Genomic DNA, 26,670 nt, shown 5'->3' on the forward strand with positions numbered 1-26,670 from the left:
TAGGAGCCACACATGCGACTCAACAACTTGGGTATCGTCCAGCGCAACATCACGCGCGCCGATCCGCAAGCCGTCGAGGAATTGTCCAAGTACGGTGCCGCCACCATCCATGAGGCGATGGGCCGTGTGGGCTTGATGCGCCCCTACATCCGTCCGGTCTGGAAGGGGGCCAAGCTCTGCGGCCCCGCCGTCACCGTCCTGCTGCAGCCCGGAGACAACTGGATGTTCCACGTGGCCGTCGAGCAGGTCCAACCGGGCGACGTGCTGATCGCCGGTTGCACCACCGAGAGCGAGGACGGCTTCTTCGGTGACCTGCTGGCCACCAGCCTGCAGGCCCGTGGCTGCAAGGGGTTGGTCATCGACGGTGGAGTCCGTGACGTCGACGACCTGGAGGAGATGCAGTTTCCCGTCTTCAGCCGTGCCATCAACTCCAAGGGCACCATCAAGGCCACCCTGGGCAGCGTCAACGTTCCCGTCGTGGTTGCCAACGCGCTGGTCAACCCCGGCGACGTGGTGGTGGCCGACGTGGATGGCGTCGTCGTGGTTCCCGCGGCCATCGCCGGGGCCGTGGCCGAGGCCGCCCGCAAGCGCGAGGAGTTCGAGGGCCAGAAGCGTGAACGCTTCCGCGCCGGCGAGCTGGGCCTGGACATGTACAAGATGCGTGAGGGGCTCGAGGCCGCTGGCCTCACCTACATCGACTGACCGCCGAGCCCCCGACCGACACTCGACAACCGATCCCACTGACCAAGAACCAGGAGTTTTCCATGAGCAACAACCCCGTTCGCATCGCCGTGGTCGGCGCAGGTGGCGCCTTCGGCATGAAGCACCTCGAAGGTCTGAAGAACATTGACGACGCCCAGGTGGTGGCCGTCTCCGGCACGTCCGACAAGACCGACGAGCTGGCCGCGAAGACCGGCGTCGAGCGCGCCGTCCAGGGGCTGGAGGCCGTGCTGGAGATGGACGACGTCGACGCCGTCATCCTGGCCACCCCCACACCGGTGCATGCCGAGCAGACCATCCAGGTGCTTCGAGCCGGCAAGCATGTGCAGGTGGAGATCCCGATCGCTGACTCGCTGCAGGACGCCCGTGCCGTCCTCGAGGCTTCGCAGTCATCCGGAAAGGTGGCGATGGCCGGGCACACGCGCCGTTTCAACCCCTCGCACCAGTGGATCCACAACAAGGTGACCGCCGGTGAGTTCAACATCCAGCAGATGGATGTGCAGACCTACTTCTTCCGCCGCAAGAACATCAATGCCAAGGGCGAGCCCCGTACCTGGACCGACCACCTGCTGTGGCACCACGCGGCACACACCGTGGACCTGTTTGCCTACCAGGCCAATTCCCCGATCGTCGAGGCCAACGCCATCCAGGGCCCGATCCACCCCGAACTGGGCATCGCGATGGACATGTCCATCCAGCTGCGGGCGGCCAATGACGCCATCTGCACCTTGAGCCTGTCGTTCAACAATGACGGCCCGCTGGGCACCTTCTTCCGCTACATCGGCGACAACGGCACCTACATCGCCCGATACGACGACCTGGTCAACGGCAAGGAGGAGCCCATCGACGTCAGCCAGGTGGACGTCAGCATGAACGGCATCGAGCTGCAGGATCGTGAATTCGTCGCCGCCATCCGCGAAGGCCGCGAGCCCAATGCCAGCATCGCCCAGGTGATGCCCTGCTACGAGGTGCTCGGCAAGCTCGAGGAGCAGCTGAACCGATGACCACCTCACCCAGCACCACGCTGCCGACCCGTCGTCTGGGGCCCTTCGAGGTCTCGGCGCTCGGGCTGGGCTGCATGAACCTGAGCCACGCTTACCAGCCACGCCCCGATGAGCACAGCGGTGAGAAGCTGCTCCATGAGGCCCTCGACCTGGGGATCACCCACTTCGACACCGCCGCCTTGTACGGCGCCCGTCGTAACGAGGAGCTCGTCGGCCGGGTGCTCAAGGAGCGCCGCGACGAGGTCGTTCTTGCCACCAAGGGTGTGATGCACCAGGTGGACGGCAAGAAGGTGATCGACGGGCGCCCCGAGACCATCAAGGCGATGTGTGACGAGTCGCTGCAGCGCCTGGGCGTCGATGTCATCGACCTGTACTACCTGCACCGCTGGGACAAGAAGGTGCCGATCGCGGAGAGCGTCGGGGCGGTCGCAGAGCTGGTCGAGGCGGGCAAGGTGCGCGCCATCGGCCTCTCCGAGGTGGGTGTCGAGCGTCTGCGCGAGGCCCAGCAGGAGGCGCCGATCGCCGCCGTCCAGAACGAGTACTCGCTGTGGACGCGCAACGCCGAGATCGCCATGCTCGAGGCCTGTGAGGCCGACGGTGTGACGCTGGTGGCCTTCAGCCCGCTGGGGCGCGGCATGCTGACCGGCGCGTTGCGCAGCACCGAGGGGCTCCCCCAGGGTGACATCCGCACCGCGATGCCACGCTTCCAGGCGGAGCACTTCGAGGAGAACCTGGCCCTGGTGGACCAGTTGGTGACTATTGCCCAGGAGCTGGGTTGCACGGCGGCGCAGCTGTCACTGGCCTGGCTGCTCAAGCGCAGTAGCTGTGTGCTGCCGATCCCCGGCACCACCAGCGTCGAACACCTGCGCGAGAACCTGGGCGCCCTGCAGGTGGATCTCAGCGACGACGTCTTCGCCCGCGTCGACGCCCTCATCAACCAGCGCACCGTCTCCGGTGAGCGTTACCAGCAGGCCCAGATGGGCGAGGTGGACGCCGAGACCTTCTGAGGCGCCGCACTCCCAACCGCACGACCCAGACCCGTGGCCCGGTGGCCCCCCCGGTGCCACGGGCTGGGTCCCACACACCCGAAAACGGCCCCCAGGCCCGCAGACCAAAAACGAAACCCCTTGTGAGGGGAAAGAAGAAAGGCAGCGTCATGGACAAGGAAGTCATCACAACGCGCGTCGGAATCGTCGGTGGAGGCCCCGCCGGCCTCATGCTCAGCCACCTGCTCGCCAAGGCTGGCGTCGACAATGTCGTCCTCGACAACCGCGAGCACGACGTCATCGCCAACACCCACCGGGCCGGGATCCTGGAGGCGGGCAGTGTGCGGATGCTCACTGACACCGGTGTCGACGGGCGGGTCCTGAGCGACGGTTACGAGCACCGTGGCATCTACCTGCGCTTCGACGGGGTCAGCCACCACATCGACTTCAAGGAGCTGCTGGGGCAGACGGTGTGGCTCTACCCGCAGAACGAGGTCTTCGTCGACCTGGCCGCCGCCCGACGCCGGGACGGGGGAGACGTGCGATTCGGCGTCAGTGACACCCAGGTGAGCGGGATCGACTCCGACAACCCGGTGATCAGCTTCGTCGACGCCGACGGCAAGGCCAAGGAGATCCACTGCGAGATCGTGGTGGGCTCCGACGGCTCCCGCTCCAAGTGCCGTGACCTGATTCCCGAGGACAAGCGCGTCAAGCACACCAAGCGCTACCCCTTCGCCTGGTTCGGGATCCTCTGTGAGGCCCCCTTCAGCTCCGACGAGCTGATCTACTGCCGCTCCGAGAAGGGCTTTGCGCTGATCAGCCAGCGCAGTCCCCAGGTGCAGCGCATGTACTTCCAGTGCTCACCGGAGGAGAACGTCGACGAGTGGGACGATGAGCGCATCTGGAACCACCTGGATGACATCGTCTCCGGCCCCGACGGCTTCAAGCTCAAGCGCGGCCCCATCTTCGAGAAGGTCATCCTGCCCTTCCGTTCCTTCGTGCAGGAACCCATGCAGCACGGCCGCCTGTACCTGGCCGGGGATGCCTCCCACACGGTCCCACCCACCGGTGCCAAGGGACTCAACCTGGCCTTCGCCGACGTCGCCCTGCTGGCTCCCGCCCTGGTCGAGTGGGCCAACACCGGTTCCACCGCGCAGGTCGACACCTACTCCGAGCGGGCCCTCAAGCGCGTCTGGAAGGCACAGAACTTCTCCTACTGGATGACCCAGATGCTGCACACCCAGGCCGACGCCGACGAGTTCGACAAGAAGCGCCAGCTGGGTGAGCTGCACTCGGTGGTCAGCTCGCCCAAGACCATGGGCTATCTGGCCGAGTGTTACACCGGCTGGCCCTATGACCTGCCCGAGTTGATGGAGGAGGACTGATCATGAGCAAGCCCACCACCGGTGACTTCACCAAGACCGAGGGCTGGTTGGACTGGTACGAGGGGCCAAGTAAGCCCCGCTTCGAGCTGCCTGCGGGTGCCGTGGACGCACACTGCCACGTCTTCGGCCCGGGGGAACAGTTCCCCTACGCGCCGCAGCGCAAGTACACCCCGTGCGACGCCTCGGCCGATCAACTCTTCGCCCTGCGCGACCAGCTCGGTTTCGAGCGCAATGTGATCGTCCAGGCCACCTGCCACGGCGCCGACAACAGCGCCATGGTGGACGCCTTGCGACGTAGCAACGGGAAGGCCCGCGGCGTCGCCACGGTCAGGCCCGATGTCACCGAAGCCGAGCTGCAGGAACTGCACGAGGCCGGCGTGCGCGGCGTGCGCTTCAATTTCGTGAAGCGGCTGGTCGACGCGGTGCCCACCGACGCGCTGGGCACCATCGTCGAGAAGATCGCTCCGCTCGGCTGGCACGTCGTCATCTACTTCGAGGCCGATGACCTGCCGGACCTGTACGACTTCTTCAGCTCCATCCCCACCACCGTCGTCGTGGACCACATGGGACGCCCGGACGTCACCAAGGACGTCGACGGACCCGAGTTCGGCCTCTTCCTGAAGTTCATGAGGGAGAACCCGAATGTCTGGTCCAAGGTGAGCTGTCCCGAGCGGCTCAGCGCCACCGGGCCCAAGGCCCTCCAGGGCGAGCAGCAGGCCTACCGAGACGTGGTGCCCTTCGCTCGTCGCGTGGTGGAGGAGTTCCCGGAGCGTGTCCTGTGGGGAACCGACTGGCCGCACCCCAACCTGAAGGACCACATGCCCGACGACGGGTTGCTGGTGGACTTCATCCCCAGCATCGCGCCCACCGAAGAGCTGCAGCACCAGCTCTTGGTGGACAACCCCATGCGGCTCTACTGGCCCGAGGAGGAGCTCGGGGAACAGGCCGCAGAGCTCGGAAAGCCCAATGACGAGGAACGGCACGGCGTCGGCGATGACGTCGGCCAAGCCTGAGCAGCGAAGGAGCCAGACCATGACCAACCCCGACCGGCCCTACCTGGACGTGCCCGGCACGATCATCTTCGACGCCGAGCAGGCCCGCAAGGGCTATCACCTCAACCAGTTCTCCATGTCCCTGATGAAGCCGGAGAACCGGGAACGCTTCCTGGCGGACCAGCGGGCCTACCTGGACGAGTGGCCGCTGAACGAGAAGCAGAAGCAGGCCGTGCTGGACATGGACCTGAACGCGATGATGGCCGAGGGCGGCAACATCTACTTCCTGTCCAAGATCGGCGCCACCCACGGGCTGAGCTTCCAGCAGATGGCCGGTTCCATGACCGGCATGTCCGAGGCCGCCTACCGCGACATGATGGCCGGCGGTGGCCGAAACCCCGAAGGTGTGCGCCTGAAGGACCTTGACGGCTGGACCCCTCCCGAGCCGCGCGAGAAGCCGGAGGTGCTCAATCCCGAGGCGAAGGCCCGGATCAGCGCCACCGTCTTCACCTCGCACGTGCCGGCCATCGGTGCGGCGATGGACCTGGGCAAGACAGAGGAGCCCTACTGGAAGAAGGTCTTCGACGGTTATCTGGCCTCCCGGGAGTGGATCAAGCAGAACACCCCCGACGTGGTGATCCTGGTCTACAACGACCACGCCACGGCCTTCGATTCTTCCCTGATCCCCACCTTCGTGCTGGGCACCGGGGCGCACTACCCAGTGGCCGACGAGGGTTACGGTCCTCGTCCGGTGCCCGACGTGGAGGGCCACCCGGAACTGGCCGCGCACCTGGCCCAGTCGATGATCCAGGACGACTTCGACCTGACCCTGGTCAACGAGATGGTCGTCGACCACGGCCTGACCGTTCCATTGAGCCTGCTCTTCGACGATGTCGCTGAGTGGCCCTGCAAGGTGATCCCACTGGCGGTCAACGTCGTGCAGTACCCCGTGCCGTCAGGTCGTCGCTGCTACGAGCTGGGCAAGGCACTGCGCCGGGCCCTGGACAGCTGGGACGGCCCCGAGCTCAATGTGCAGGTCTGGGGTACTGGCGGCATGAGCCATCAGCTGCAGGGACCGCGTGCGGGCTTGATCAACAAGGAATGGGACAACGCCTTCCTTGACATGCTGATCAGCGATCCGGCCGGCCTGGCCGAGTGGCCGCACCTCGACTACGTCGACGAGGCAGGCTCCGAGGGCATCGAGCTGGTGATGTGGCTGATTGCCCGCGGCGCGATGGACGACCAGTTCGGCGGCGAACACCCCGAGGTGCGCCACCGCTTCTACCACGTGCCCGCCTCCAACACGGCCGTCGGGCACCTGGTGCTGGACAACCCGTCGGGTCAGTGAGCCGCGACGGATGACGGGGGCCGGAGCTACGGGGATCCGGCCCCTCTCCGTGGGCAACCACGGTGGCCGAGCTTGTCGAGGCTGCGCGGCACCATGGAAGACCTCCGTGGCCCAGGCGCGACTGGTCTCAGCGCCGTCCCCGATTCCAGCTGGCCTTGGCAGGGGCGAAAGGACTGCGGGTGTGGATGGCCCAGCTCGAGTGGGGGTGGATCCGCAGCAAGGCCGTGCCCAGCCAGGCGCGTTGCGTCTCGTCGAGCAGGGGGAGGGCATCGGCGCGGTCGGCGTCGTCCTGCGGGCTCGGGCGCAACGCCTTCCACAGCAACTGCACCTGGAGGGCACCCACCGGGATGCCGCCGTGGTCGACAACTGCCTCGGCCCACGGCAACTGCAGCCGGGGATCGCGACGGTAGAGCCACGCCTTGGGCGCCCCATCCTCGACGTGCAGCTCGGCCACCCAGACGCCCCGCTGGTCATCGTGGAGGAGTACTCGTTGCAGGTCGGCGTCACCGGGAGCCTCGCCCAAGGGCGCCAGCTGGCCGTCAAGATCGGCCCAGGCGCTGATCCCGTGGGGCAGTGCGTCGCACAGCGGGCCGAGGTCTGCCGCGGTGGTGCTCAGGTCAAGGTCGTCGCGCTCGGAGGGGCGATCGAGCAGCAGATCGATGGCAGAACCGCCGCTCACCCACCAGCGCGCCTGAGACCTGGTCAGCGCGTCGGCGGCCTCGAGGGGGCTCCACGGTTGCCATTGGGTGTCTCGGGCGGGAGGGTGGTCGGCTGCGGTGTCGTCCATGCCTGAATCTTGCCACTCAACGGGATGAAGGGACTCAAGCGCATTGGTCGCAGGCCAGAATGCCTGTCATCACATCAAGCGGCGCATCGGCGCCGACGGGGACGAAGGAGTCAACATGGTGAACGTTGGACTGATTGGCTATGGCGAGGTGGGCCGGATCCTGGCCGAGGACCTGCGCGAGCGGGGTGTTGCGGTCGCCGCCCAGGATCTCAAACACGACGACCCGGCGCTTCGGGAGCATGCCGAACGGCTGGGCGTGGTCTGGGCCGATTCACACGCCGTCGTGGCCGAGCAGGCCGACGTCGTGATCTGCGCCGTCACCGCCAGTCAGACCGGGGTCGCCGCCCGGGCCACCGCTCCCGGCCTGCGCCCCGGCACCTTCTACCTGGACTTCAACTCGGCTTCGCCTGGCACCAAGAAGGAGGCCTCCTCAGCGGTGGGCGAGGCCGGCGGCCGTTATGTGGAGGGTGCCGTGATGACCTCGGTGCCGCCCTACCGCAGCGCGGTTCCGCTGCTGCTGGGCGGGCCGGATGCGCGGGATCTTGAACCGGTGCTGCATGGGCTGGGCCTCTCCGGTGCTCGTTTCCACGACGAGCGGCTCGGCGTCGCGTCGGCCACCAAGCTCTGCCGGTCGGTGATGATCAAGGGGCTGGAGGCGATGGTGGTGGAGAGTTTCACCGCCGCCCGGGCGCACGGCGTCGAGGACGCGGTGCTGGCTTCGCTGGCCGAGACCTTCCCCGGGATCGACTGGGAGGCCCAGGGCGCCTACTTCTTCCAACGCACCATCGAGCACGGGCGCCGTCGTTCCGAGGAGATGTTCGAGTCCGCCCGGACCGTGGCCGAAACGGGGCTGGAACCACTGTCGGCCACCGGTACCGCCCATCGACAGGCATGGATGGCAGACCTGGCCGACGACGGTGTCTTCGGGGAGCGGGGCCAGGAGGGCTTCGCTCGCAGCTCTGACTGGCGGATCGAGGCCGATCGGATCATTGCGCGCGAAGATGGATGATCCGGTCAGACTTGCGTTGCATCGTTTCAACACAAGTCTGACCGGGTCGTGTGACCAAACCCTCAGAGCCCGATGAAGGCCCGGAACTCGTCGGCCCCTTCCACCTTCACCGGCCAGGGCGGGCGCACGAAGTTCTGCGGCACCAGCCGCACCCGCTGTTCGACGCGGACCCGGTCGCCGTCGGGGTGGAGCCCGCGGATCTGCCCGTTGGGCTCGTAGCCCACCTTGCGGCTCACCCCGGCCGAGGCCGCGTTGCCCACCATGTAGCCGGAGATCATCTCGTCGGCACCCAGCTCGTCGAGGCCGAAGGCGCAGATGGCTTGGCGCATCAGGGTGCCGATGCCGCGTCCCTGGAACTCGCGGCTCAGCCAGGAGCCGGTGATGATGGAGCGAACGTGGACGAAGTCCTTGGCGGAGGCATCTTGCACGCCGACGGGGGTCCCCTCGTGGCTGACCAGGAAGACCAGGTGCCAGTCGTCCTTGCGGAAGTCGGCAAAGGTGCGCCAGTAGAACTGGGCGGTGTTGAGGGCCAGTTCCTGTTCTGCCGCCTCGGCCCAACGACGCAGGAAGGGCAGTTCGCCGGGCTCGTAGATGCCTCGTGAGGCCAGCCGGGTGGCGATCGGCACGTCGGTCTCGCGGGCGCAGCGCAGTTCCAGCGGCCCGCATGTGATGCGAAGGCCGAAGGGCGGGAAGATCTCTGCCAAATCCATGGAGACAGTCAACCGGATCGGTTCAGCCGATGAGTCCGGGCGCGCGGCGCCCGTCCTCCAGGTAGACACAGGTGCGGGCCTGCAGCCCGATCTCGACGCGACGGGAGATGGCGGGGCGCAGCAGGTGGAGTGCCTCGGGCACCGGGGCGAAGCGGTACTCGCTGAGTTCGTCGGGCTGCACCACGATGCCAGCCGCATCGGCCGGCGCGACGGTGCCGCAGTGGAAGAGGAAGCGCAGGCCGAGCTGACGCTTGGCGTGCGGCCGGGTGTCGATGACGACCAGGCGTCCGCGACGCACCGTCAGGCCGGTCTCCTCGAGCACCTCCCGTCGGCAGGCATCCCAAGGTGTCTCTCCGTCGGGTTCCATGGAACCGCCGGGGATGGTCCACCCCGACTTGTAGGTGGGCTTGACGATCAGCAGCTTGCCCTGGCCATCCAGCAGGATCGCTCCGCACGAGACGGGAACGGCCGGGGGCGGCAGGTAGCTGGCTTCATGGTGGGACGGCACGCGTCCAGCATGCTCTCTCCGGTGGGCTTTGTGCACATCCGGACACCCAACAGGGCCCCGCGCAACACTGCACGGGGCCCTGCTCGGTGCGGTGGTCTCAGTCGGCCAGGCCGTAGAGGCGGTCACCGGCATCGCCCAGGCCGGGGACGATGTAGCCCAGGTCGTTGAGCTTCTCGTCCACCGCAGCGACGACCAGCGTGCAGGGCACGTCCAGGTCCTCGACCAGCTTGCGGAAGTTCTCGATGCCCTCCGGGGCGGCCAGGATGCAGATGCAGGTGATGTGGTCGGCGCCGCGGTCCACGAGGAACTTCACGCAGCCACCCAGCGATCCACCGGTGGCCAGCATCGGGTCGAGCACGTAGCACTGCCGTGCGGACAGGTCCTGGGGGAGGCGTTCGGCGTAGGTGACCGGTTGCAGCGTCTCGTCATTGCGCACCATGCCGACGAAGCCCACCTCGGCGGTCGGCATCATGTGCATCATGCCTTCGAGCATGCCCAGGCCGGCGCGCAGGATGGGAACCACCAGCGGCTTGGGGCGGCTCAAGCACAGTCCCTTGGTGGGTGCCACCGGGGTTTCGACGGTGATCTCGTTGACGCGGACCTCTCGGGTGGCCTCGTAGCTGAGCAGCGTGACGAGCTCCTCGACGAGGGCACGGAAGGTCGGGGAGTCGGTGTTCTTGTCCCGCAGCAGGGTGAGCTTGTGGGTCACCAGGGGATGGTCGAGTACGCGCAGTTCCACAGCCCCAACTCTGGCACATGACGCTGCATCGCAGAACCACGGGGCGGGTGGGAGGCGAGGTGCTGCAATGGCGGGCGAATTGGGGTTGACTGGTCTGCGAGGATGGTTGTGCAGCTACCCGGCCAAGGAGGAATCGTGACCGCGTTCGACGATGAGGTGGACCCCTTCGAGGCTGGCGAGAAGAATCCCTCGCCCTACCTCGACGAAGACGTCGTGGCTTTCGACGAGATCGACGATGATGACGACGATCTCGACGATGACCTGGAGGACGACGAGGACGACCTCGACGACGAGGATGATGACGACGACCTCGACGATGATGACGAGGACGACGATGGTGACGACGAGGACGACTTCGACGATGACCTCGACGACGCCGAGGACTCCGACATCGACCTGGTGATCGCCCTCTATCGCGAGGACGGACAGCCGGTGGGCGTCCCGATGACACGTGACCTGGCCAACGACCTCGACGAGTTCCTGACCCAGCTGGTGCGCCTGCCCGGTGATGCGGGGGCCATCGGCATGGTCTCCATCGCGGGGGAGTTCTTCGTGCTCTGCCGGGTGCGCGGCCGCACGGTGCAGGTGCTGCTGAGCGATGCGGTCTCGGCCAACGACTGGCCGATCGCCCGCGACGTGGCCGACTACCTGGGCGAGGACATCCCCGAGTCGGATGATGATTCGGGCCCGATGGGAGACCTTGCGCTGTTGGCCGATCTGGGCGTCAGCGAGTTCGACCTGGAGAACATGTCCGACGACCTGGACGAGGACTCCGACGAGTTGCTTCGTCGCATCGCCAAGCGGGCCGGTTTCCTGTCGGAGTTCGAGCGGGCCGTCGCGGCGCAGGTCAAGCGCTGAGCCGCTGGGATGCGGCCATGCGGGCCGCCCTGGAACAGGCACGACGCGCCGGTGAGCATGGTGACGTGCCGATCGGCGCCGTGGTGCTGGACGCCTCCGGAGAGCAGATCGCGGCTGCGGGCAATGAACGCGAGCTGACCGGTGACCCGACCGGGCATGCCGAGGTGCTCGCCCTACGGCGCGCCGCCGAGGCCGTGGGTGAGTGGCGGCTTGAGGGGTGCACCCTGGTGGTCACCCTGGAGCCGTGCACGATGTGCGCCGGCGCGATCGTCCTGTCACGCATCCAGACCCTGGTCTTCGGTGCCTATGACGAGAAGGCGGGCGCCGTGGCGTCGCTCTTCGACGTGGTGCGCGACCCGCGGCTCAACCACCGGCCCGAGGTGCGGGGCGGGATCATGGCCGACGAGTGCGGCCACGTGCTGCGGGAGTTCTTCGGTCGTTCCCCACGGGTTGGTTGACCTCGAAGCGCTGTGGTTGCCCCCGATTGGCGCACGGGGTACCACCTGTGGCACACTTTTTCGCGGTGACGTGTCTGAGCGGCCGAAAGAGCTCGCCTCGAAAGCGAGTGTGGTGCAAGCCACCGAGGGTTCAAATCCCTCCGTCACCGCCAGTTGAAGGAAGGGCCCCGGGAAACCGGGGCCCTTCCTTCGTCTCCGCATGTTTTCGGCCTCGGCATCTTGGGCGGACTGGTCAAGAAGATGGACAGGGCCGGGGTGCCCACGGGTGGGGTCTGGAAGAATGACCGCCATGCCACCCATCGACCTTGCGCTGTTGGTGGGCGCGGCGGTGGCCATGGTCGCCGTCCTCGCAGCGCGGCTGGGATCCCGGCTCGGGCTTCCCGCGCTGCTGCTCTTCCTCTTCCTGGGCATGGCCTTGGGGCGCAATGGGCTGGGTTACCACTTCGACGATGCCGATCTGGCACATGGTCTGGGCTTTGCGGCGCTGGTCTTCATCCTCATCGAGGGCGGTTTCTCCACCAAGTGGGAGAACATCCGGCCCGCGATGGGCGGCGCTGGGCTGCTGGCCACCGTCGGCATCGGCCTCAGCATCGCCCTGATGGCCCTGTTCAGCCACTTCGTGCTGCGGCTGCCATGGGCGGTGAGCGTGCTCTTGGGGGCCATCACCGCCCCCACCGACTCGGCGGCCGTCTTCGCCGTCCTGCGCGGTGTTGCCCTGCCCAGCCGGGTGCGGGCCACCCTGGAGGCCGAATCGGGCCTCAACGACGCCCCGACGGTCTTGCTGGTGGCCGCCGCTTCCCAGCTGGCGCTGGGCATCGTGCCTGCCGGTGGCTACCTGGGGCTGGCCGGGTTGGTGGTCTTCGAGCTGGCCGGAGGCGTCCTGCTGGGGCTGCTCCTGGGGCTGGTCGGTGTCTGGGTGCTGCGACGGATGGCGCTGCCCTCCTCGGGGCTCTATCCCCTGGCGGCGATGGCCTGGGCCGTGGGCACCTATGGGGTGGGCGTGGCGGTGCACGTCTCCGGTTTTGCTGCGGTCTACGTGTGCGCCGTCGTGCTGGGCAATGGGAACCTGCCCCACCGCCATGCCACCCGCTCCTTCGCCGAGGGCGTCGGCTGGATCGCCCAGATCGGGCTGTTCGTGATGTTGGGGCTGCTGGCCGATCCGGGACGGATCACGTGGCACGCCGTCGGGGCCGGCCTGATGGCCGGGCTCTTCCTCACCTTCATCTCGCGCCCGGCGTCGGTCTTCGCCTCGCTGTCGTGGTTCCGGGTGCCCTTGCCGGAGCAGTTGTTCGTCTCGTGGGCCGGGCTGCGCGGCGCGGTGCCGATCATCCTGGCGACGGTTCCGATGTCGCTGCGGGTCCCCGACGCCGACCTGCTCTTCGACGTGGTGCTGGTCTTCGTGGTGGTCTTCACCACCCTGGAGGGGCCGACCCTGCCGTGGGCGGCCCGAGTGCTGGGCCTGTCCGATTCCAATGCCGCGCGCGATGTGGACATCGAGGCGGCACCGCTGGACAAGATCGCGGCGGAGCTGCTGCACATCAAGATCCCTGCCGGATCGAAACTGTCGGGGGTGCAGGTGCGCGAGCTGCGTCTGCCGCGCAATGCGATCGTCTCGCTGGTCATCCGGGGCGACGTGTCCTTCGCCCCGCACGCGATGAGCCGCCTGCAGGTGGGGGACGAGGTGTTGATCGTCACGCCCGAGAAGCACCGCGAAGAGGTGGAGCGTCGGATGACTCGGATCGGGCGTGAGGGACGTCTGGCGGGCTGGACCGACCACCAATCCCACTGACAAGCCCCAGTGCGAGGGCTGGGTGCGAGGGCTGGGGAGGAGGGGCGCTGGGCTCAGACCTCGGGGGTGGCCACCGGGGAGGGCAGGCACACGGTGGGATCGTCGAGCGCCAGCGAGCGCGGGGCCTTGGGCTGGAAGCCGGTCGACGGGTTACCCACCCGCACCTCGACGCTGTGGTCGGCGCGGCCGTCGGCGGAGACCTTGGCGTCCTTGAAGAAGCCCGCCACCAGCTTCACCTCGGGGTTGTTGACGTCGGCGCCGATGATCTGGGTGTGGTTGACCTCGACCTCGGTGTTGCCCGTCTCCTCCACGACGAAACCGACGGCCTTGAGCTGGTTGCCCACCTTGGTTGCCAGGCCGCTCTTGTTGCCGCCATTGAAGACCTGGACGGTGACCTGCGCGGTGCTGAGCGAGTCACCGACGTTCTGGTCGACGCAGGGCGCCAGCGGAGGAGGCGGGGGCGGTGCGACCACGTTGCGGTAGCCCCAGCGTGCTCCGAAGATCAAGAGTGCAAGCAGCACGAGCAGTGTGATCGGCGTACCGAGCATGCGCACATACCGCTGCACTGGGGCTCCTAGGGGTAGTGGGGTGAAAACTGCTGGGGGCCAGACTACTTCAGTTCGAGCACTCGGGCGTGCATCGTCTGCCGTTGCTGCAGGGCAGCCCGCAGTGCGCGGTGCAGGCCGTCCTCCAGGTAGAGCTCCCCGCGGTAGCTCACCACGTGGGCGAACAGATCGCCGTAGAAGGTCGAGTCCTCTTCGAGCAGCGCCTCCAGATCGAGCGTGCGCTTGGTGGTCACCAACTCGTCCAGGCGCACCTGGTGCGGGGCGATGGCCGCCCACTGCTTCTGCACGTAGCCATGGTCCGGGTAAGGGCGGGACTCGCCCACACGCTTGAAGATCACGCCCCGAGCCTAGCCCGACGGGGTCGCGCGGGCAGGGGTGGCCCGCGGGATGCTGCCCACACCCACGGCACATTCTGCGGACTTTCTCAGAATGGGACGCTCGGTGTGGGTCGGTCCTTCACCAGTGTCAGAGCCCTGTGCCACGCTTGGACCATGACTGAAGCTGCCTCCCCGTCGCCCGTCGAGACCATCGTCCAGGGTTACACCTTCGAAGAGCCGGCCATCGAGCTGGGCGTGCTCGTCGAGGACGGTGAGCCCAATCCGCAGGCCGGCATCCGCATCCCGCTGGGCATGTTGAACCGCCACGGCCTGGTCGCGGGCGCCACCGGTACTGGAAAGACCAAGACCCTGCAGTTGATGGCCGAGCAGATCAGCAATGCCGGGGTTCCGGTCTTCGCCGCCGACATCAAGGGTGACCTGTCGGGCCTGGCCAGCCCGGGGCAGGGCTCGGACAAGCTCTTGGAGCGCACCGGTGCGATCGGGCAGGACTGGCAAGGGGTGGCCAACCCGGTGGAGCTGTACGCCCTGGGCGGGCAGGGGCACGGCATCGCCCTGCGCGCCACCGTCACCAGTTTTGGGCCGCTGCTGCTGAGCAAGGTGCTGGGGCTGAACGCGACGCAGGAGAGCTCCCTGGAGCTGGTCTTCCACTACGCCGACAGCAACGGCCTGGCCCTGCTCGACCTGGAGGACCTGCGCTCGGTGCTGCTGTGGCTCACCAGCGACGAGGGCAAGGCCGACCTCAAGGCCATCGGAGGACTCTCGAGCGCCACCACGGGTGTGATCCTGCGTGAGATCACCGCGCTGGCCGCCCAGGGCGCCGATGACTTTTTCGGTGAGCCCGAGTTCGAGACCAGCGACCTGATGCGCACGGCCGCCGACGGCCGCGGCATCATCTCCCTGCTGGAGTTGCCCAACCTGGCTGATCGGCCGGCGCTGTTCAGCACCTTCCTGATGTGGCTGCTGGCAGACCTGTACCAGGACCTTCCCGAGGTGGGCGACGTCGACAAGCCCCACCTGGTCTTCTTCTTCGACGAGGCGCACCTGCTGTTCAACGGAGCCAGCAAGGCCTTCCTGGAGGCCATCGCGCAGACGGTGCGGCTGATCCGCTCCAAGGGCGTCGGCGTCTTCTTCGTCACCCAGACCCCCAAGGATGTTCCCGACGAGGTGCTCGCCCAGCTGGGATCACGGGTGCAGCACCAGCTGCGTGCGCACACGCCCAATGACGCCAAGGCCCTCAAGCAGACCGTGGCCACCTTCCCCAAGAGCCAGTACGACCTGGCCGAGGTGCTGCAGCAGTTGGGGATCGGTGAGGCCGTCGTCACGGTGATGGACCCCGATGGTGCACCCACCCCGGTGGCCTGGACGCGGATGCGCGCCCCGCAGAGCCTCATGGCGCCCACCCCCGACGCCGAACTGGAGGCACTGGTGCAGGGCAGCTCCTTGCAGGCCAAGTACGGCACCGAGCTGAACCGGGAATCGGCGCACGAGATCCTCAGCGCCAAGATCCAGGCCAGCGCCGATGCCGACGCCGCGGAGGCCGCGGCCAAGGAACAGGCCAAGCTCGACAAGCAGCGCGCCGCCCAGGAGAAGGCCAGCGCCCCGCGCGGTCGGGCTCACGAGGAGAAGAGCGTGGTGGAGCAGGTGGTCGGGTCCAGCGTCTTCAAGCAGTTCGCGCGCTCGGCGGGCCGGGAGATCGTGCGCTCGCTGTTCAAGACGCGTCGTCGCTGAGGTCGTCGCAACGGCGAGGGGGCCCGCAGACCTGCCTGGTCTGCGGGCCCCCTCGTGCGTCCGGGCGTGACTCCTGGCGATGGTCGCCGGGGAAGAGATTCAGCGCCGGCGGGGGATCACCAGCACCGGACAGATCGCGTTGCGCGCCACATGGGCCGCGGTGGAACCCAGCAGCACCCCGCCCAGGGCGCTGCCGCCACGCGAGCCGACCACCAACAGCTCGGCCTCGTGCGAGACGCCGACCAGTGCCTCGCCCGCGTCGCCCAGCGTCACCCGCACCTCCACCTGGAAGTTGGGATCGCCCTTGAGCGTCTCGCGCACGAAGGCATCGAGCTCGGCGGAGTGGTTGTCCTTCACCTGGCCGAACAGTTCGGGATCCATGGGCGGCATGCCCTCCACGTTGATCGGGTTGTATTCCCAGGAGTGCACCACCAGGAGCTTGCCGCCCGTCAGGGAGGCCTCCTCGATCGCGGCCCGCAGGGTGTCGGCGGAGTGGTTCACGTCGTCGACGCCGACGGCCACGGTTCCGCTGGCGCGGGAATCCTTGGCGGTGCCGGTCTCGGGCACCACGGCGACGGGGCCGTGGGCGTGCGAGATCAGGTGCCGGGTGACCGATCCAAGGGCCATCGCCTTCACCGCGCCCAGCCCACGGGTACCCGAGACCACCAGCGCCGCATCACGTGTGGCGTGCACCAGGGCGAGGGCGGGCTCCGAGTCCTCCAACAGGGCCTGCTCGACGTCGAGTTCGGGGTGCTGGGCGCGTACCTCGGCCGCGGCGTCGTCAAGCCTCTGCTGCGCCGCGGCGAGCACCTTGCCCGTGAAGTCCGTGGCCGACTGCCGCAGCATCTGCATCATCGAACCCCGCGACGGAACCTGCAGCGGCGGCATGGCGAGCACCAGGGTGAGGCCGGTGCCCAGCTGGAGGGCTCGGCGCGCCGCCCATTCGGTGGCGACGGCGGACTGGCTGGATCCATCGACGCCCACGACGACTCGACCAGCAGAGTTGATGGTGCTCATGGCTCGCTCCTTTGCGTCCTGCAGTGGGGCGTGCCCGGGGCTACGCCCTCATTCGGATTCTACTTGCTGACAAGGAGGAATGCGAGGGTTGGTGACGAATCTCGCGGTCGTTGCCCGGGGCTCAGCCCACGCGGTGGCGCGCTTGCCGGGGGTCGGCGGCCACCAGGTCGCTGATCCGCTGGCTTTCCTGCAGCAGGGTGTCGATGCCCAACTGGTCCGACAGGAAGGCATTCCACAGAGCCTGGTGGTCGTGGTTCGCGCCGGCCTGGTCGATGAACTGCCAGTGGAAGACGTGCTCACCGGCGGCCTCGAGCAGCTCCTGCTGCCGACGCAGTGCCGGGCCGGGGGAGGAGGCCTGCGCGTCGGTGCGCGTCATCAGCACCTGGTGGGTCTGGGCGAAGTCGGCCGCCACCTCGCGACTGAAGGCTGCCAGCAGCACCTCGGATAGGTGGGCGCTGCCCGGCACGCCTGCAGGGGCCATGAAGGACAGCTCGGGCCCGGCGTGCAGCGCCGTGGCTGGCAGCGCCGAGGTCGCGTCGAGGCCGGGATCGGGCACCACCGAGATCTCGAAGGAGTCGTCGACGTCGGCCTGTCCGATGATCCAGGACCCCGCGGGGGCGAACAGGACCGACTGCTTCTTGCTCCACTCGGGCAGCACCTGCTGCCATGAGCGCTGCGATCCGCCGGGGCGGACGTGCCCCGCCTTGATCACCGTGTGGAGCGCTTCCAAGGCCTCCCGGATCGCGGGGTGCTGCCAGGCGCGCGGCCGGTAGCCGTCCAGGTCAAGGCGCACCTCGTCGCCGCCCTGCTTGATGGCAGAGGCCAGCACCATCCGCAGGCAGGCGGTGGCATTGTCACGCCCCCAGGCGAACAGGTGTTTGCCCTGCTGCTGCGCCTGGTCTCCCAGGGCGATCAGGTCCTCCCAAGTGGTGGGTGGGGTCCAGCCCTGGGCCTGGAACAGGGATTCGGAATACCAGAGCCCGTGGACGACGTGGACCCACGGCAGGCGCACCAACCGTCCCCCGGTGGTGCCCGCTCGCAGCGCCTCGGGGCGCAGCTGCGAGGCCAAGGACTGCCCCTCCGCGTCGGGGAGCTGCTGCTGGGTGATGCCGCGCAGATCGGTCAGGCCCTTGGCGTACTGCCCGGCCCCCAGCATGTCGGGGCCACCGTCGAGCAGCAGGGTGGGTGCCTCGGGGCCACCCATGCGTTCCTGCAGGGTGGCGGCAGGTTGGGCAGTGGTCTGGACGTCGACGGGCACCTTGGCGCGTTGGAGCCGTTCCTCCAGGCCAGCGGTCCAGTCGGCGGAGAAGTGCCCCTCGTCCACCCAGAACTCCACCGTGCCGCTGGTGCGGGCGCTGGGGCTGGCGGAGGGCGACGTGCTGGCCGTGGGGGACGGCGAGGGGGCGGGGTCTGGCCGGCAGCCGCCCAGTGCGGCTGCCGCCCCCAGGCCCGTCAGGCCTGCCAGCAGGCTTCGACGCCCGATCACCACTGCCAGGCCATTCCGTGACGTTGGCCGAGGACGGGATTGCTCAGGCGCATGCTGTAGGTGCCCGCTGCGCTCTCGGCCAGGGACTTCTCGATGCTGAAGTCGGGAAGGTCGACGTCATCGGCCAAGGGGCCATAGGTCCACACCCGGCTGGGGCGTGGCCCCAGGAAGTTGAGGGTCAGCAGCACCTGGCTGGTGGGGCGGGTGAACTGGACGGTGACCGCCGAGGCCGGGTCATCGTGGCTCACCCAGGAGCGGGTGGCGAACTCGTGCTCCTGCCCGCGGCGCAGCGACCGGTCGAAATGGAAGCGCGTGAGGTGCAGGTTCTCTCCGTCGGCGAAGCGACGGCTGTGGCGCTCCACCCAGCCGCCCCACAGCGACTCGGTGTCCAGGTCGAAGCTTCCGGAATTGTTGCTCAGCTGCAGGCCGTAACCGTCATTGCCGTCGGCGAGGGCACGCACCCGACGCACCTGGATGATCTCCTCGGGGGCGCGGTGGTCGCGGAAGGTGTAGGAATAGGTCGCCTGCAGGATCTCGTAGGGCCCGCTCAGCTCGAAGGGCGGCTCCTTGTCGAGCCTGTGCACCGATTCGAACCAGGGCTGCAGGGGTTCCACCCAGTCGGGCAGGTGCACGACGATGGCCTGCCACAGCCGGGCCGAGGGCTTCTCCCGTCCCACTTCGACATTGGCCAGGGTGGAGCGGGCGATGACATGGTCCAAGGCCTCCACCAGGTCCTTCTGGCGCATGCCATGGGACTGGCGTTGCCGCTTCAGCGCCTGCCCGAATCCCTTCACCCCCGCATGGTGGCATGTCCCAGGCCCAATGTGGCAACCAGTGGGCCCTCGCGAGGGGGTGCTGTGGCCCGCGGCGACGAAAGTATGGGCGCCTGAGAACGGGCTGGGCGCAAGAATATGACGAATTGAATCGAATTATGGGGTGGAATACTCTCATCTCGGCTGGTTGTCAGGAGAAGTTTGCATGATGGAGGTGATCGGATGACGTGGTTGCAGGCAACCACCCTGCTCTTCCTCGTCATGGACCCCATCGGCAATGTGCCCATGTTCATGACCGCACTGCGCAAGGTGCAGGCGGAGCGACGTCAGTGGGTGATCGCCCGAGAGCTGCTGATCGCCCTGCTGATCATGGTGGTCTTCCTCTTCGCGGGGCAAGGTCTGCTGAACACCCTGCAGGTCTCGCCCGAGGCGCTGACGGCCGCGGGCGGCATCATCCTCATGCTGATCGCCGTCCGGATGATCTTTCCCAGCCCCGAGTCCACGCTGGAAGAGGTGGGGCTGCATACCGAGCCCTTCATCGTGCCGTTGGCGGTGCCGTACACGGCGGGGCCGTCGCTGCTGGCCGTCGAGATCCTGTTGATGAGCCAGGAGCCCAGCCGATGGATGACCTGGCTCGCGGCGGTGCTCACCGCCTGGGTGCTCTCTGCGGTCATCCTGTTCATGTCCGGCTATCTGGAGCGCATCCTCGGCGAGCGCGTGCTGCTGGCCGTGGAGCGCCTGATGGGCATGATCCTGGTGCTGATCAGCACCCAGATGATCTTCAACGGCATCGAGCAGTTCTTCGGCCTGGCCTGACCCCTCGCGTGGCACCTGGCCCTGCCGGGCCGCCGGATGTGGGCTTCACTGGGTCATGGCCGGCTGCGGTGGTTCCTCGACGTCCTCCGCGGTGCGTCGCGCCGCCAGGGCTCCCGAGAGCAGCACCACCATGGCGGTGGCAAGGGGCATCACGCACAGGGCAGCGCGGAAGCTGACCACGTCGGAGATGCGGCCCACGACGGGCGGCCCCACGAAGAAGGCCAACCGCAGCAGCCAGTTGACGATGCTCAGGCCGGCACCGGCCGGCAGGCCGGGCATGTGGTGGGCGGTGTAGTAGACCGCTGGGACGATCGTCGCCACGCCCCAGCCCGCGCAGGCGAAGCCGATCAGCGTCGTGGCGACCGAAGGCACGGCGAGCGCCACGGTCATGCCGACGGTGGCCACGCCGCAACCCAGCTGGGCGGCGCGTCGGTCACCGAGCGCATCCACCAGGCGGTCGCCGGTGAAGCGGCCGATGGTCTGTGCCCCCACCAGGAAGACGATGCCCAGCCCGGCCACGGCGGGAGTGGCATGCAGCGAGTCACGTAGGTAGAGGGCACTCCAGGTGAAGCCGGAGTCCTCGATGCTCGCGGCGAAGGCGCCGACCAGGCCCAGGGCCACCAGGTGCAGCAGGATCGGCCGGGGGATGCGTACCTTGCCGGTGGGCGCCTCCTCCACCACCTTCGGGTCGGGGCCCTTGAGCAGGAAGGGACGCAGGGCGAAGTTGATGGCCAGCATCAGGGAACCGGCCACCAGGGCGTGCGTCGACAACGGCAGGTGGATGCCGGCGAACCAGGATCCCAACAGACCGCCGCTGACCGCGCCCAGGCTCCACCAGGCGTGGAAACTGTTGTTGATGGAACGGCCGTAGAGCCCCTGCACGCGCATGCCGTGCGCATTCATCGCGATGTCGGTGTACACGTCGGTGGCGCTCATCAGCACGATGAAGGTGGCGAAGGCCAGCGGGGTTGGTGAGTTCAGCACCAGGCAGGACATCAGGATCTGCAGCACCTGCGCCCAGGTGGCGACCCGGGCCGTGGTGCTGGCGCGCATCACCCGCGAGGTGAAGATGCCCGCCACCAGGCCTCCGAGCGGACCCAGGGCGATCGCAAGACCGAAGAAGGAGTTGGTGAGGTCCAGGGCGTCGCGGATCTGTGGGTAGCGCGGCACCATGGCCGCCAGTGTTGCCCCGTTCAGCCAGAACAGCGTCGCGACGGCCGCGCGGGCGCGACGGGCTTCGAGCGAGGGTGGGGTGGGCGCCATCGGGGCTCCTGGTGCTGGGTGCTGCGCGGGCTCCGTGCAGAGCCTTCGGCAGTCTAGGTGACCTGCTGGTAACCAGCCACCCTCCGGCTCGGCGACGAGGCCGGAATGGACGCCTGACCAAAAACTGATGAAAGTGGCGTGCTTCCTGCCTCGCAAGGGGTGACGGTGATCTAATGGCCTCTGCAGGACGATGGCGAGGCCTTGGGCCGAAGCCCCGGATGTTGCGCAAGCATCCGGTGGGGGATCGAACCGCGAGATTGGCTGATCCCCAGTCGTTGTGGCTCGTCGACATCTGGCAGGCAATCGTGTGGATGACACGGTGCGGCAAACCTGCAGTTGTTCGGGGAGGTCATGTGGCCGGCGGAAGTTGCGATCCCCGAACCACCCACGTGGCAGTTCCTCGGCAATGCTGGTGCGTGGAAGCGAGTCACCCTGCCTCCACGCCGGCATGGGGCCCTCGGCCTGTGGCCGGAGCGGAAGGTGCAGCGTTCATCGGCGGCACCTGGGGGCGCGGTCTGTGAGCCGCGCCCCCATCGCTGTGCCGGCAGAAATCTCCCACCCCTCGAGTGCGCCGAGCGATGCCTCCCGGGTGGCAGAGTGGGGTGTGACCATCGCCGCGCAGGGAGGACAAGAGGATGCCTGGTCTGCCTGAGCTGACTCGCCGACGAGTTGCCGCATTCCTTCGGGCGCGGGTCGCCGGGCCGGATGCCGCTGAGCGTGCCTGGCAGATCTGGGGTGCCCCGGGGGATCGCAGCTTTGGGCCCGGTGATCCGATCTGGCGGGTGAACCAACATCCGGCCATGTATGCCGGCGGCGTGTGTGCCCTCTTCCTGCAGTCATTGCACCCCGGCCCGATGGCCGCGGTCGCCCAGCACGACCAGTACCAGTCCGATCCGTGGGGCAGGCTGCAGCGCATCAGCAACCACATTGCGATCACCACCTATGCGCCAGAGCCCATGGTGGAGCGGCAGTTCGCCCTGGTGCGTACCGTGCACGAGCGTGTCAGTGGCCTCGACCGACGGGGCGCCCCCTACCGCGCCGATGATCCGGAACTGCTGCGGTGGGTGCACGACGCCGAGACCTGGAGTTTCCTGACTGCCCACCAGCGCTGGAGCGCGACGCCCCTGAGTGGGGCGGAGGCCGACGAGTACGTCCGCCAGGCAGCCCTGGGCGGACAGCGTCTGGGAGCCACCGGGTTGCCATTGACGGTGGCGGAACTGGAGCAGCAACTGGAGGACTTCCGTCCGCAGCTGTGGTGCACCCCCGATGCGCTCGAGGTGGTGGAATTCCTGACCCATCGTGCGCCGCTGCCGGCGCTGGCGCGGCCCGGTTATCGCATGGTGATCGCGGGTGGCAGGGCACTGCTGCCGGGCTGGGCACGGCAGATGCTGGAGCTTCCCGACGACCCCCGCACCGTGCGGCGCGACGCCCGGCTGGGCAGGATCGCCACCCGGATGGTCGGTTGGGCCCTGGTGGGATCCGACGGTGAACACGATCGCCCGATGCGAGCGCCGCAGGGTGCGGCCGGGTAGGGGCCGGTGCCCCGGATCAGTCCGCCTCGCCGGGGCGGGCGGGAAGCAGCTCTCGCATCGCCTCGAGCTGGAAGAAGTCCACGATCTGCCAGGCATCCATCGCTCCGGCCAGGGGGTCGGCTCCTGCGCCCAGCAGGGCACGCACCGAATCCTCGTCCTGAACGAACAGTGCGCAAGCGAGCGCCGACTGACCACGCTGGTTCACCCGGTCGGGATCTGCGCCCCGGTCGAGCAGCGCCTGCACCAGGGCCGACTGGGAGTTGTAGGCGGCCAGTGCCAGCAGGGTGTCGCCCTTGTGGTCGGTCAGGTTCACCGGAATGCCGGCGTCGATGATGGCCAGCAGGCGTTCGTTGTCCCCCCTGCGGGCAAGGTCGAAGCAGTCGTTGAGGAACTCGAGCTGTTCGTCGGTGAGTTCGGGAGCATCATCGGCTGACATGGCACCACGGTAACGCGTGGGGCGCAGTCGGGACGACCGGGCACCGGAGCGTGAGGGGTCGCCGTTGGCAAGCCCCGTGTTTGGGCGGGCCCGCGCGTCGCCGCCTGAAGATCCACCAAAGTGGCTTGTTTCGCGCGGCCATGTTTGTCACCCGATCAGGGGACATGTCTGATGTGCAACCGATCGATAAAATGTCAACGACAGCCGACGCGGCGGAGGATCGCTGGTTGGCGGATCGTTCTGGTCAACCTCGGGGGAGGTCACGGACACGGTCTTTGCCGTGACGAGACCAGAGCGGTTCGTTGCCAGCGGGGCACGTGTGCAGTGGGTGGGCTCGGGGGAGCCCGTTGTGGTTCACCACCAGACCCATGGCAAGCGGATGGTCTCGGGGGAGGCCAGTGCCGGCCCTGCCGCGTCGGCCTGCTCCGTGTTGACACATCGGAACGCCTGTCACCGCAAGGAAGTGGTGGCGGGCGTTCTGTCGCTGTGGTCAGCTCTCGAAGTAGCCGTCGCGCTCGGCGTGGCTCAACGCATCCGGCACGCCGTTGACGGTTCGGCCCAGCTGGCGGTACTTGCCGGAGACCCGTCGCAGATAGGTGTCCACGGTTGACTCGGACGCCGGCGGGTTCATCAGCCGCCCCACGGACTTGCGCGGAATGCCCTGGTGCAGCAGTTCCAGGGCCTCGATCTCGCGCGGGGCCAGGCGCGGGGTCAAGCTGGGATCCTTGATCAGCACGTCGGCCAGCTGGCTGCTGACCGCGAACTCACGGGCCGCCGCCCCTTCGATGGTGCGGATCAGGCCGTCCAGCGGATCATTCTTCAGGGCCAGCCCGAGCGCGCCGGCGGCCATGGCGCGGCGGATCGGCAGTGGACGCAGCTCGGCGGTGTAGACGACGCTGGGCACGCCCATCTCGTCCAGGCGCTCGACGACCTCGGGGCCCTTCAGGCCGTCCTTGAGTTGCAGGTCGATGAGGGCGACGTCCACGGGTTGCTCGGCCACCAAACGGTAGAGCTCGTCGGGATCGGTGACGGAGTGGACGATCCTGAGACCGCCCCCACTTGCCTGCTCGATGGCCTGCAGGCCAGCGAGCACCACGGGATGGTCGTCCAGCGCTGCCAGCCGAAGCGGTTGGTTCATGGTGCGGTTACCGCCATTCGTACGAAGTCGGGATCATTGTGCAGGGATCCTCCCAGCGACATCACTCTACGGCTCCACTCGGCAAGCTGGGCCTGTGAAGCCTCCAGAACCACCGCGGCTGCTTCGTGCCGACTTCCGCTGAGGGTGACCACTTGGCCAAGGCGGGCGGGCTTTCCCAGCAGGCGCGCGATCTGTGAGGCTGCCAGCCGAACTTCAGGTGGGTCCTCGCTGTTCAGGGTGGAACTGACCTGCCAACCCTGGTTGCGCAGTTGGGCGATGCACGCGCCCAGCCCTTGGTGGTCGGGGCCGAGCACCAGTTCGTCGCGTACCGAGGACTCCATCGTCAGTGCCGCTGCACGCACCCGGGGATCATGGGCCGTGACGGTGCCGTCGGCCACCCGACGGATCAGGGGGAGCACCTCTTGGGTCACCCGATCCGACCAGAACTGTTCGACGCGTGCGCTGTGGTGCATGCGGGCTGTGGCATCCAGGGTGCGCTGCCGCTGGTGGGTCTGGCGCGCCTTGCTGGCGGACAGCGCATGGGCGAAGGCAAGGGCATGATGCCCGGTGACCACCACCACCACGCCGATGACGGTGCCGCCCCCGACGATCATGACCGAGTCATGCAGGCCGAAGCGCAGCAGTGTGCCGACGACCGTGACGAGGGAGAAGACCCCTCCGAGGATCGCAGCCTGCCTGCTGGGGCGGGCCAGCATCGCCAGCTGTACCAAGCCGGTGGCACCCCAACTCATCCACAGGTGGTAGATGTCGAGCGGATCGTCGGGAACGAGCACCAGGTTGAGCACCCACGCGCCTGCGGCGCTTCCCAGCAACAGCACCAGCTCGGCATGGTTCAATTCCTGCTCCAGCAGGCGCCAGCCACACCAGGCACCTACCAGTAGGGCGAAGGAGGTCGTGGGCCCGAGCAGCGCGAAGTGTGGCGTGCCCGGCCCCACCAGGGCCATCACCAGGGCACAAGCCACCAGCGCCGGAAGCGCGGTTGCCACCATCATGCGGCGGGTGCGCGGGTCACTGGCCGGGGCCTTGAACGATCGTGCTGCTGGAGGCTCCGACGGTGACGGGCTGTTTTGTGAACGTGGCCATTGCAGCGCGACCTGCGTGCCTGCACCGGGCTTGGAGGTGATCCGGGCCTGGCCGCCGATGTCGTCCAGACGCTCCACCACCGAGGCCTGCAGCCCCAACCGGTGCGGTCTGCGGCTGGCAGGGTCGAAACCACACCCGTCATCGGTGATCGTCACCCGGCATCCTTCGCTCCCGAAGGACTCCAGTCGAATGCTGCAGTTCTTGGCCGCCGCGTGCCGTTCCACGTTGACCAAGGCCTCGTGGGTGGCGGCGGCCAGGGCGGTGGCCACGGCGCGGGGCAACCTCTCGGTGCTGCCGTGGATCTGGGCGTGGACGCGCTGGGTAGCCGGGTCCTGGGCCAGCAATTCATCCAGACTCAGCAGCACACCCTCGTCAGTGGGTTGGTCGATCATGCGCACTGCATCCCGGCACTCCTGAGCGGCATCGGCATCACTGACGTGGGAACGTTCGGCCGCCAGGGCATGCAGGGCATGCAGGACGTGGTCATGCAGCAGGCGGGCCGCCTCCCGACGCGCCTCGGTCTCCAATCGCTGCCGCTGCTGGCGTTGCCGGGCCTGCTCGGCGCGGCGGGCTGCCTCGTCGTGCTCCTGGGCCATGTTGGTCAGGCCCAGCGAGAAGGTCAGGATGATCAGCATGGGGTAGACGACGAAGATCTCGTCGGCCACCCGTGGTGCCGCCAAGGGCCACCACACGGCAACGCTGACCGCCTCGATGCCCAATACGAGCGTGATCAGGAGGGTCAGCAACCGCCGGCGCAGACGGGAGGGAGCCAGCATGATGGTGACCACCACCAAGGGTGAGGCCCAATACCCGGGACCCCACAGATCCCTGGGAACCAAGTCCATCCGGCCGGTTGTCAACAGCAGGTGGGCCGAGAACAGGGTGACGGCCTGCAGCAGCCAGGCACGCAGGGAGTACCAGCGTCGGGCCAGCACCACCGTGGTCAGCATCTGGGAGAGGCACAACAGCACCAGGCCCACCCTGGCGAGGGTGGGTAGCCGGCTCAACTGGCCAATGATGGGGCCCAGTGAGACCACGAATTGGAAGGGCATCACCAGCAGCCCCAGGGCGCGCAGGCCTTCCTGTACCGACGCGACCCGTTGACGTGCTGGTTGCGAGGAGGCTGTCGCCCCCGCCTCGACGCTGATCTGCACGCCCGGCTCCTCAACTCTCCCCGCGG

26 protein-coding genes and 1 tRNA gene are annotated in these 26,670 nt (G+C 67.9%); 14 read left to right on the top strand and 13 right to left on the bottom strand.

Annotated features, from left to right (window positions below; translation table 11 throughout):
* The first annotated feature begins 12 nt into the window (after nucleotides 1–12).
* The 6 genes from ligK to ACOAMO_RS06375 all read left to right on the top strand — a co-directional run bounded on the left by ligK (nucleotide 13) and on the right by ACOAMO_RS06375 (nucleotide 6,435).
* Nucleotides 13–702, top strand: a complete 690-nt coding sequence (gene ligK, locus ACOAMO_RS06350) for a 4-carboxy-4-hydroxy-2-oxoadipate aldolase/oxaloacetate decarboxylase (protein WP_420176744.1) — start codon at nucleotides 13–15, stop codon at nucleotides 700–702.
* Nucleotides 703–764: 62 nt separating this feature from the next.
* Nucleotides 765–1,724, top strand: coding sequence for a Gfo/Idh/MocA family oxidoreductase (locus ACOAMO_RS06355; RefSeq protein ID WP_420176745.1), 960 nt, complete (start codon nucleotides 765–767; stop codon nucleotides 1,722–1,724).
* The gene (locus ACOAMO_RS06360; RefSeq protein ID WP_420176746.1) at nucleotides 1,721–2,731 is read left to right on the top strand and encodes an aldo/keto reductase; all 1,011 of its coding nucleotides are present in this window, start codon (nucleotides 1,721–1,723) and stop codon (nucleotides 2,729–2,731) included. Before ACOAMO_RS06355 ends, ACOAMO_RS06360 begins: the two co-directional genes overlap by 4 nt.
* Nucleotides 2,732–2,880: 149 nt before the next feature.
* Complete coding sequence (locus ACOAMO_RS06365) at nucleotides 2,881–4,095, top strand: 4-hydroxybenzoate 3-monooxygenase (protein WP_420176747.1); 1,215 nt, start codon at nucleotides 2,881–2,883, stop codon at nucleotides 4,093–4,095.
* 2 nt (nucleotides 4,096–4,097) lie between these two features.
* On the top strand, nucleotides 4,098–5,108 hold the full coding sequence (locus tag ACOAMO_RS06370; RefSeq protein ID WP_420176748.1) for an amidohydrolase family protein: 1,011 nt from the start codon (nucleotides 4,098–4,100) through the stop codon (nucleotides 5,106–5,108).
* A gap of 19 nt (nucleotides 5,109–5,127) precedes the next feature.
* Nucleotides 5,128–6,435 (top strand): protocatechuate 4,5-dioxygenase subunit alpha/beta, encoded by a 1,308-nt coding sequence (locus tag ACOAMO_RS06375; protein ID WP_420176749.1) that lies wholly within the window; start codon nucleotides 5,128–5,130, stop codon nucleotides 6,433–6,435.
* A 127-nt stretch (nucleotides 6,436–6,562) separates the two neighbouring features.
* Here ACOAMO_RS06375 and ACOAMO_RS06380 read toward each other — a convergent pair whose 3' ends face one another.
* Nucleotides 6,563–7,222, bottom strand: coding sequence for a nucleotidyltransferase domain-containing protein (locus ACOAMO_RS06380; protein WP_420176750.1), 660 nt, complete (start codon nucleotides 7,220–7,222; stop codon nucleotides 6,563–6,565).
* 115 nt (nucleotides 7,223–7,337) lie between these two features.
* On the opposite strand from ACOAMO_RS06380, the gene ACOAMO_RS06385 reads away from it, so the two are divergent.
* Nucleotides 7,338–8,231, top strand: coding sequence for a DUF1932 domain-containing protein (locus ACOAMO_RS06385; RefSeq protein ID WP_420176751.1), 894 nt, complete (start codon nucleotides 7,338–7,340; stop codon nucleotides 8,229–8,231).
* 62 nt (nucleotides 8,232–8,293) lie between these two features.
* Here the strand turns inward: ACOAMO_RS06385 and ACOAMO_RS06390 are convergent, their stop codons facing one another.
* The 3 genes from ACOAMO_RS06390 to upp form a co-directional block, all read right to left on the bottom strand.
* Nucleotides 8,294–8,941 (bottom strand): GNAT family N-acetyltransferase, encoded by a 648-nt coding sequence (locus tag ACOAMO_RS06390; RefSeq protein WP_420176752.1) that lies wholly within the window; start codon nucleotides 8,939–8,941, stop codon nucleotides 8,294–8,296.
* Between the two features lie 22 nt (nucleotides 8,942–8,963).
* Nucleotides 8,964–9,449 carry an NUDIX domain-containing protein gene (locus tag ACOAMO_RS06395; protein ID WP_420176753.1) on the bottom strand — a complete coding sequence of 162 codons (486 nt, stop codon included), beginning with the start codon at nucleotides 9,447–9,449 and terminating at the stop codon, nucleotides 8,964–8,966.
* 97 nt (nucleotides 9,450–9,546) lie between these two features.
* Nucleotides 9,547–10,188, bottom strand: a complete 642-nt coding sequence (gene upp, locus ACOAMO_RS06400) for a uracil phosphoribosyltransferase (RefSeq protein ID WP_420176754.1) — start codon at nucleotides 10,186–10,188, stop codon at nucleotides 9,547–9,549.
* 228 nt (nucleotides 10,189–10,416) lie between these two features.
* Between upp and ACOAMO_RS06405 the strand changes: the two genes are divergently transcribed.
* The 4 genes from ACOAMO_RS06405 (at nucleotide 10,417) to ACOAMO_RS06420 (ending at nucleotide 13,293) form a co-directional block, all read left to right on the top strand.
* Entirely contained in the window at nucleotides 10,417–11,046 is a 630-nt protein-coding gene (locus tag ACOAMO_RS06405; RefSeq protein WP_420176978.1) for a tRNA adenosine deaminase-associated protein, read from the top strand.
* A gap of 17 nt (nucleotides 11,047–11,063) precedes the next feature.
* Nucleotides 11,064–11,504, top strand: a complete 441-nt coding sequence (gene tadA, locus ACOAMO_RS06410; RefSeq protein ID WP_420176755.1) for a tRNA adenosine(34) deaminase TadA — start codon at nucleotides 11,064–11,066, stop codon at nucleotides 11,502–11,504.
* A gap of 64 nt (nucleotides 11,505–11,568) precedes the next feature.
* Nucleotides 11,569–11,656, top strand: a tRNA-Ser gene (locus ACOAMO_RS06415).
* A 128-nt stretch (nucleotides 11,657–11,784) separates the two neighbouring features.
* Complete coding sequence (locus ACOAMO_RS06420) at nucleotides 11,785–13,293, top strand: potassium/proton antiporter (RefSeq protein ID WP_420176756.1); 1,509 nt, start codon at nucleotides 11,785–11,787, stop codon at nucleotides 13,291–13,293.
* 53 nt (nucleotides 13,294–13,346) lie between these two features.
* On the opposite strand, the gene ACOAMO_RS06425 is transcribed toward ACOAMO_RS06420, so the two are convergent.
* Both ACOAMO_RS06425 and ACOAMO_RS06430 read right to left on the bottom strand, forming a co-directional pair.
* A complete protein-coding gene (locus tag ACOAMO_RS06425) occupies nucleotides 13,347–13,859 on the bottom strand; it encodes a LytR C-terminal domain-containing protein (RefSeq protein WP_420176757.1) in 513 nt (170 codons plus the stop codon).
* Between the two features lie 44 nt (nucleotides 13,860–13,903).
* Complete coding sequence (locus ACOAMO_RS06430) at nucleotides 13,904–14,197, bottom strand: type II toxin-antitoxin system VapB family antitoxin (RefSeq protein WP_342090418.1); 294 nt, start codon at nucleotides 14,195–14,197, stop codon at nucleotides 13,904–13,906.
* Between the two features lie 153 nt (nucleotides 14,198–14,350).
* Here ACOAMO_RS06430 and ACOAMO_RS06435 point away from each other — a divergent pair, with 153 nt between their 5' ends.
* Nucleotides 14,351–15,925: a helicase HerA-like domain-containing protein gene (locus ACOAMO_RS06435; protein ID WP_420176758.1), complete on the top strand. Its 1,575-nt coding sequence runs from the start codon at nucleotides 14,351–14,353 to the stop codon at nucleotides 15,923–15,925.
* A 99-nt stretch (nucleotides 15,926–16,024) separates the two neighbouring features.
* Here ACOAMO_RS06435 and ACOAMO_RS06440 read toward each other — a convergent pair whose 3' ends face one another.
* The 3 genes from ACOAMO_RS06440 to ACOAMO_RS06450 all read right to left on the bottom strand — a co-directional run bounded on the left by ACOAMO_RS06440 (nucleotide 16,025) and on the right by ACOAMO_RS06450 (nucleotide 19,222).
* Nucleotides 16,025–16,942, bottom strand: a complete 918-nt coding sequence (locus ACOAMO_RS06440) for a universal stress protein (RefSeq protein WP_420176759.1) — start codon at nucleotides 16,940–16,942, stop codon at nucleotides 16,025–16,027.
* 121 nt (nucleotides 16,943–17,063) lie between these two features.
* The gene (locus ACOAMO_RS06445; protein ID WP_420176760.1) at nucleotides 17,064–18,428 is read right to left on the bottom strand and encodes an extracellular solute-binding protein; all 1,365 of its coding nucleotides are present in this window, start codon (nucleotides 18,426–18,428) and stop codon (nucleotides 17,064–17,066) included.
* Complete coding sequence (locus ACOAMO_RS06450; protein WP_420176761.1) at nucleotides 18,425–19,222, bottom strand: helix-turn-helix transcriptional regulator; 798 nt, start codon at nucleotides 19,220–19,222, stop codon at nucleotides 18,425–18,427. Before ACOAMO_RS06450 ends, ACOAMO_RS06445 begins: the two co-directional genes overlap by 4 nt.
* Before the next feature lie 201 nt (nucleotides 19,223–19,423).
* On the opposite strand from ACOAMO_RS06450, the gene ACOAMO_RS06455 reads away from it, so the two are divergent.
* Nucleotides 19,424–20,017, top strand: coding sequence for a MarC family protein (locus ACOAMO_RS06455; RefSeq protein WP_420176762.1), 594 nt, complete (start codon nucleotides 19,424–19,426; stop codon nucleotides 20,015–20,017).
* Nucleotides 20,018–20,062: 45 nt separating this feature from the next.
* Here ACOAMO_RS06455 and ACOAMO_RS06460 read toward each other — a convergent pair whose 3' ends face one another.
* On the bottom strand, nucleotides 20,063–21,280 hold the full coding sequence (locus ACOAMO_RS06460) for an MFS transporter (protein ID WP_420176763.1): 1,218 nt from the start codon (nucleotides 21,278–21,280) through the stop codon (nucleotides 20,063–20,065).
* 782 nt (nucleotides 21,281–22,062) lie between these two features.
* Here ACOAMO_RS06460 and ACOAMO_RS06465 point away from each other — a divergent pair.
* Nucleotides 22,063–22,812 (top strand): oxygenase MpaB family protein, encoded by a 750-nt coding sequence (locus ACOAMO_RS06465; RefSeq protein ID WP_420176764.1) that lies wholly within the window; start codon nucleotides 22,063–22,065, stop codon nucleotides 22,810–22,812.
* Between the two features lie 16 nt (nucleotides 22,813–22,828).
* Here ACOAMO_RS06465 and ACOAMO_RS06470 read toward each other — a convergent pair whose 3' ends face one another.
* The 3 genes from ACOAMO_RS06470 to ACOAMO_RS06480 form a co-directional block, all read right to left on the bottom strand.
* Nucleotides 22,829–23,248: an ankyrin repeat domain-containing protein gene (locus ACOAMO_RS06470; protein ID WP_420176765.1), complete on the bottom strand. Its 420-nt coding sequence runs from the start codon at nucleotides 23,246–23,248 to the stop codon at nucleotides 22,829–22,831.
* 490 nt (nucleotides 23,249–23,738) lie between these two features.
* Nucleotides 23,739–24,386, bottom strand: a complete 648-nt coding sequence (locus ACOAMO_RS06475) for a response regulator transcription factor (protein WP_420176766.1) — start codon at nucleotides 24,384–24,386, stop codon at nucleotides 23,739–23,741.
* Complete coding sequence (locus ACOAMO_RS06480) at nucleotides 24,383–26,644, bottom strand: sensor histidine kinase (protein WP_420176767.1); 2,262 nt, start codon at nucleotides 26,642–26,644, stop codon at nucleotides 24,383–24,385. Before ACOAMO_RS06480 ends, ACOAMO_RS06475 begins: the two co-directional genes overlap by 4 nt.
* Nucleotides 26,645–26,670 lie beyond the last annotated feature (26 nt).

Origin of the sequence: Luteococcus struthionis, assembly GCF_048595755.1 — a bacterium.
GTDB lineage: Bacteria > Actinomycetota > Actinomycetes > Propionibacteriales > Propionibacteriaceae > Luteococcus.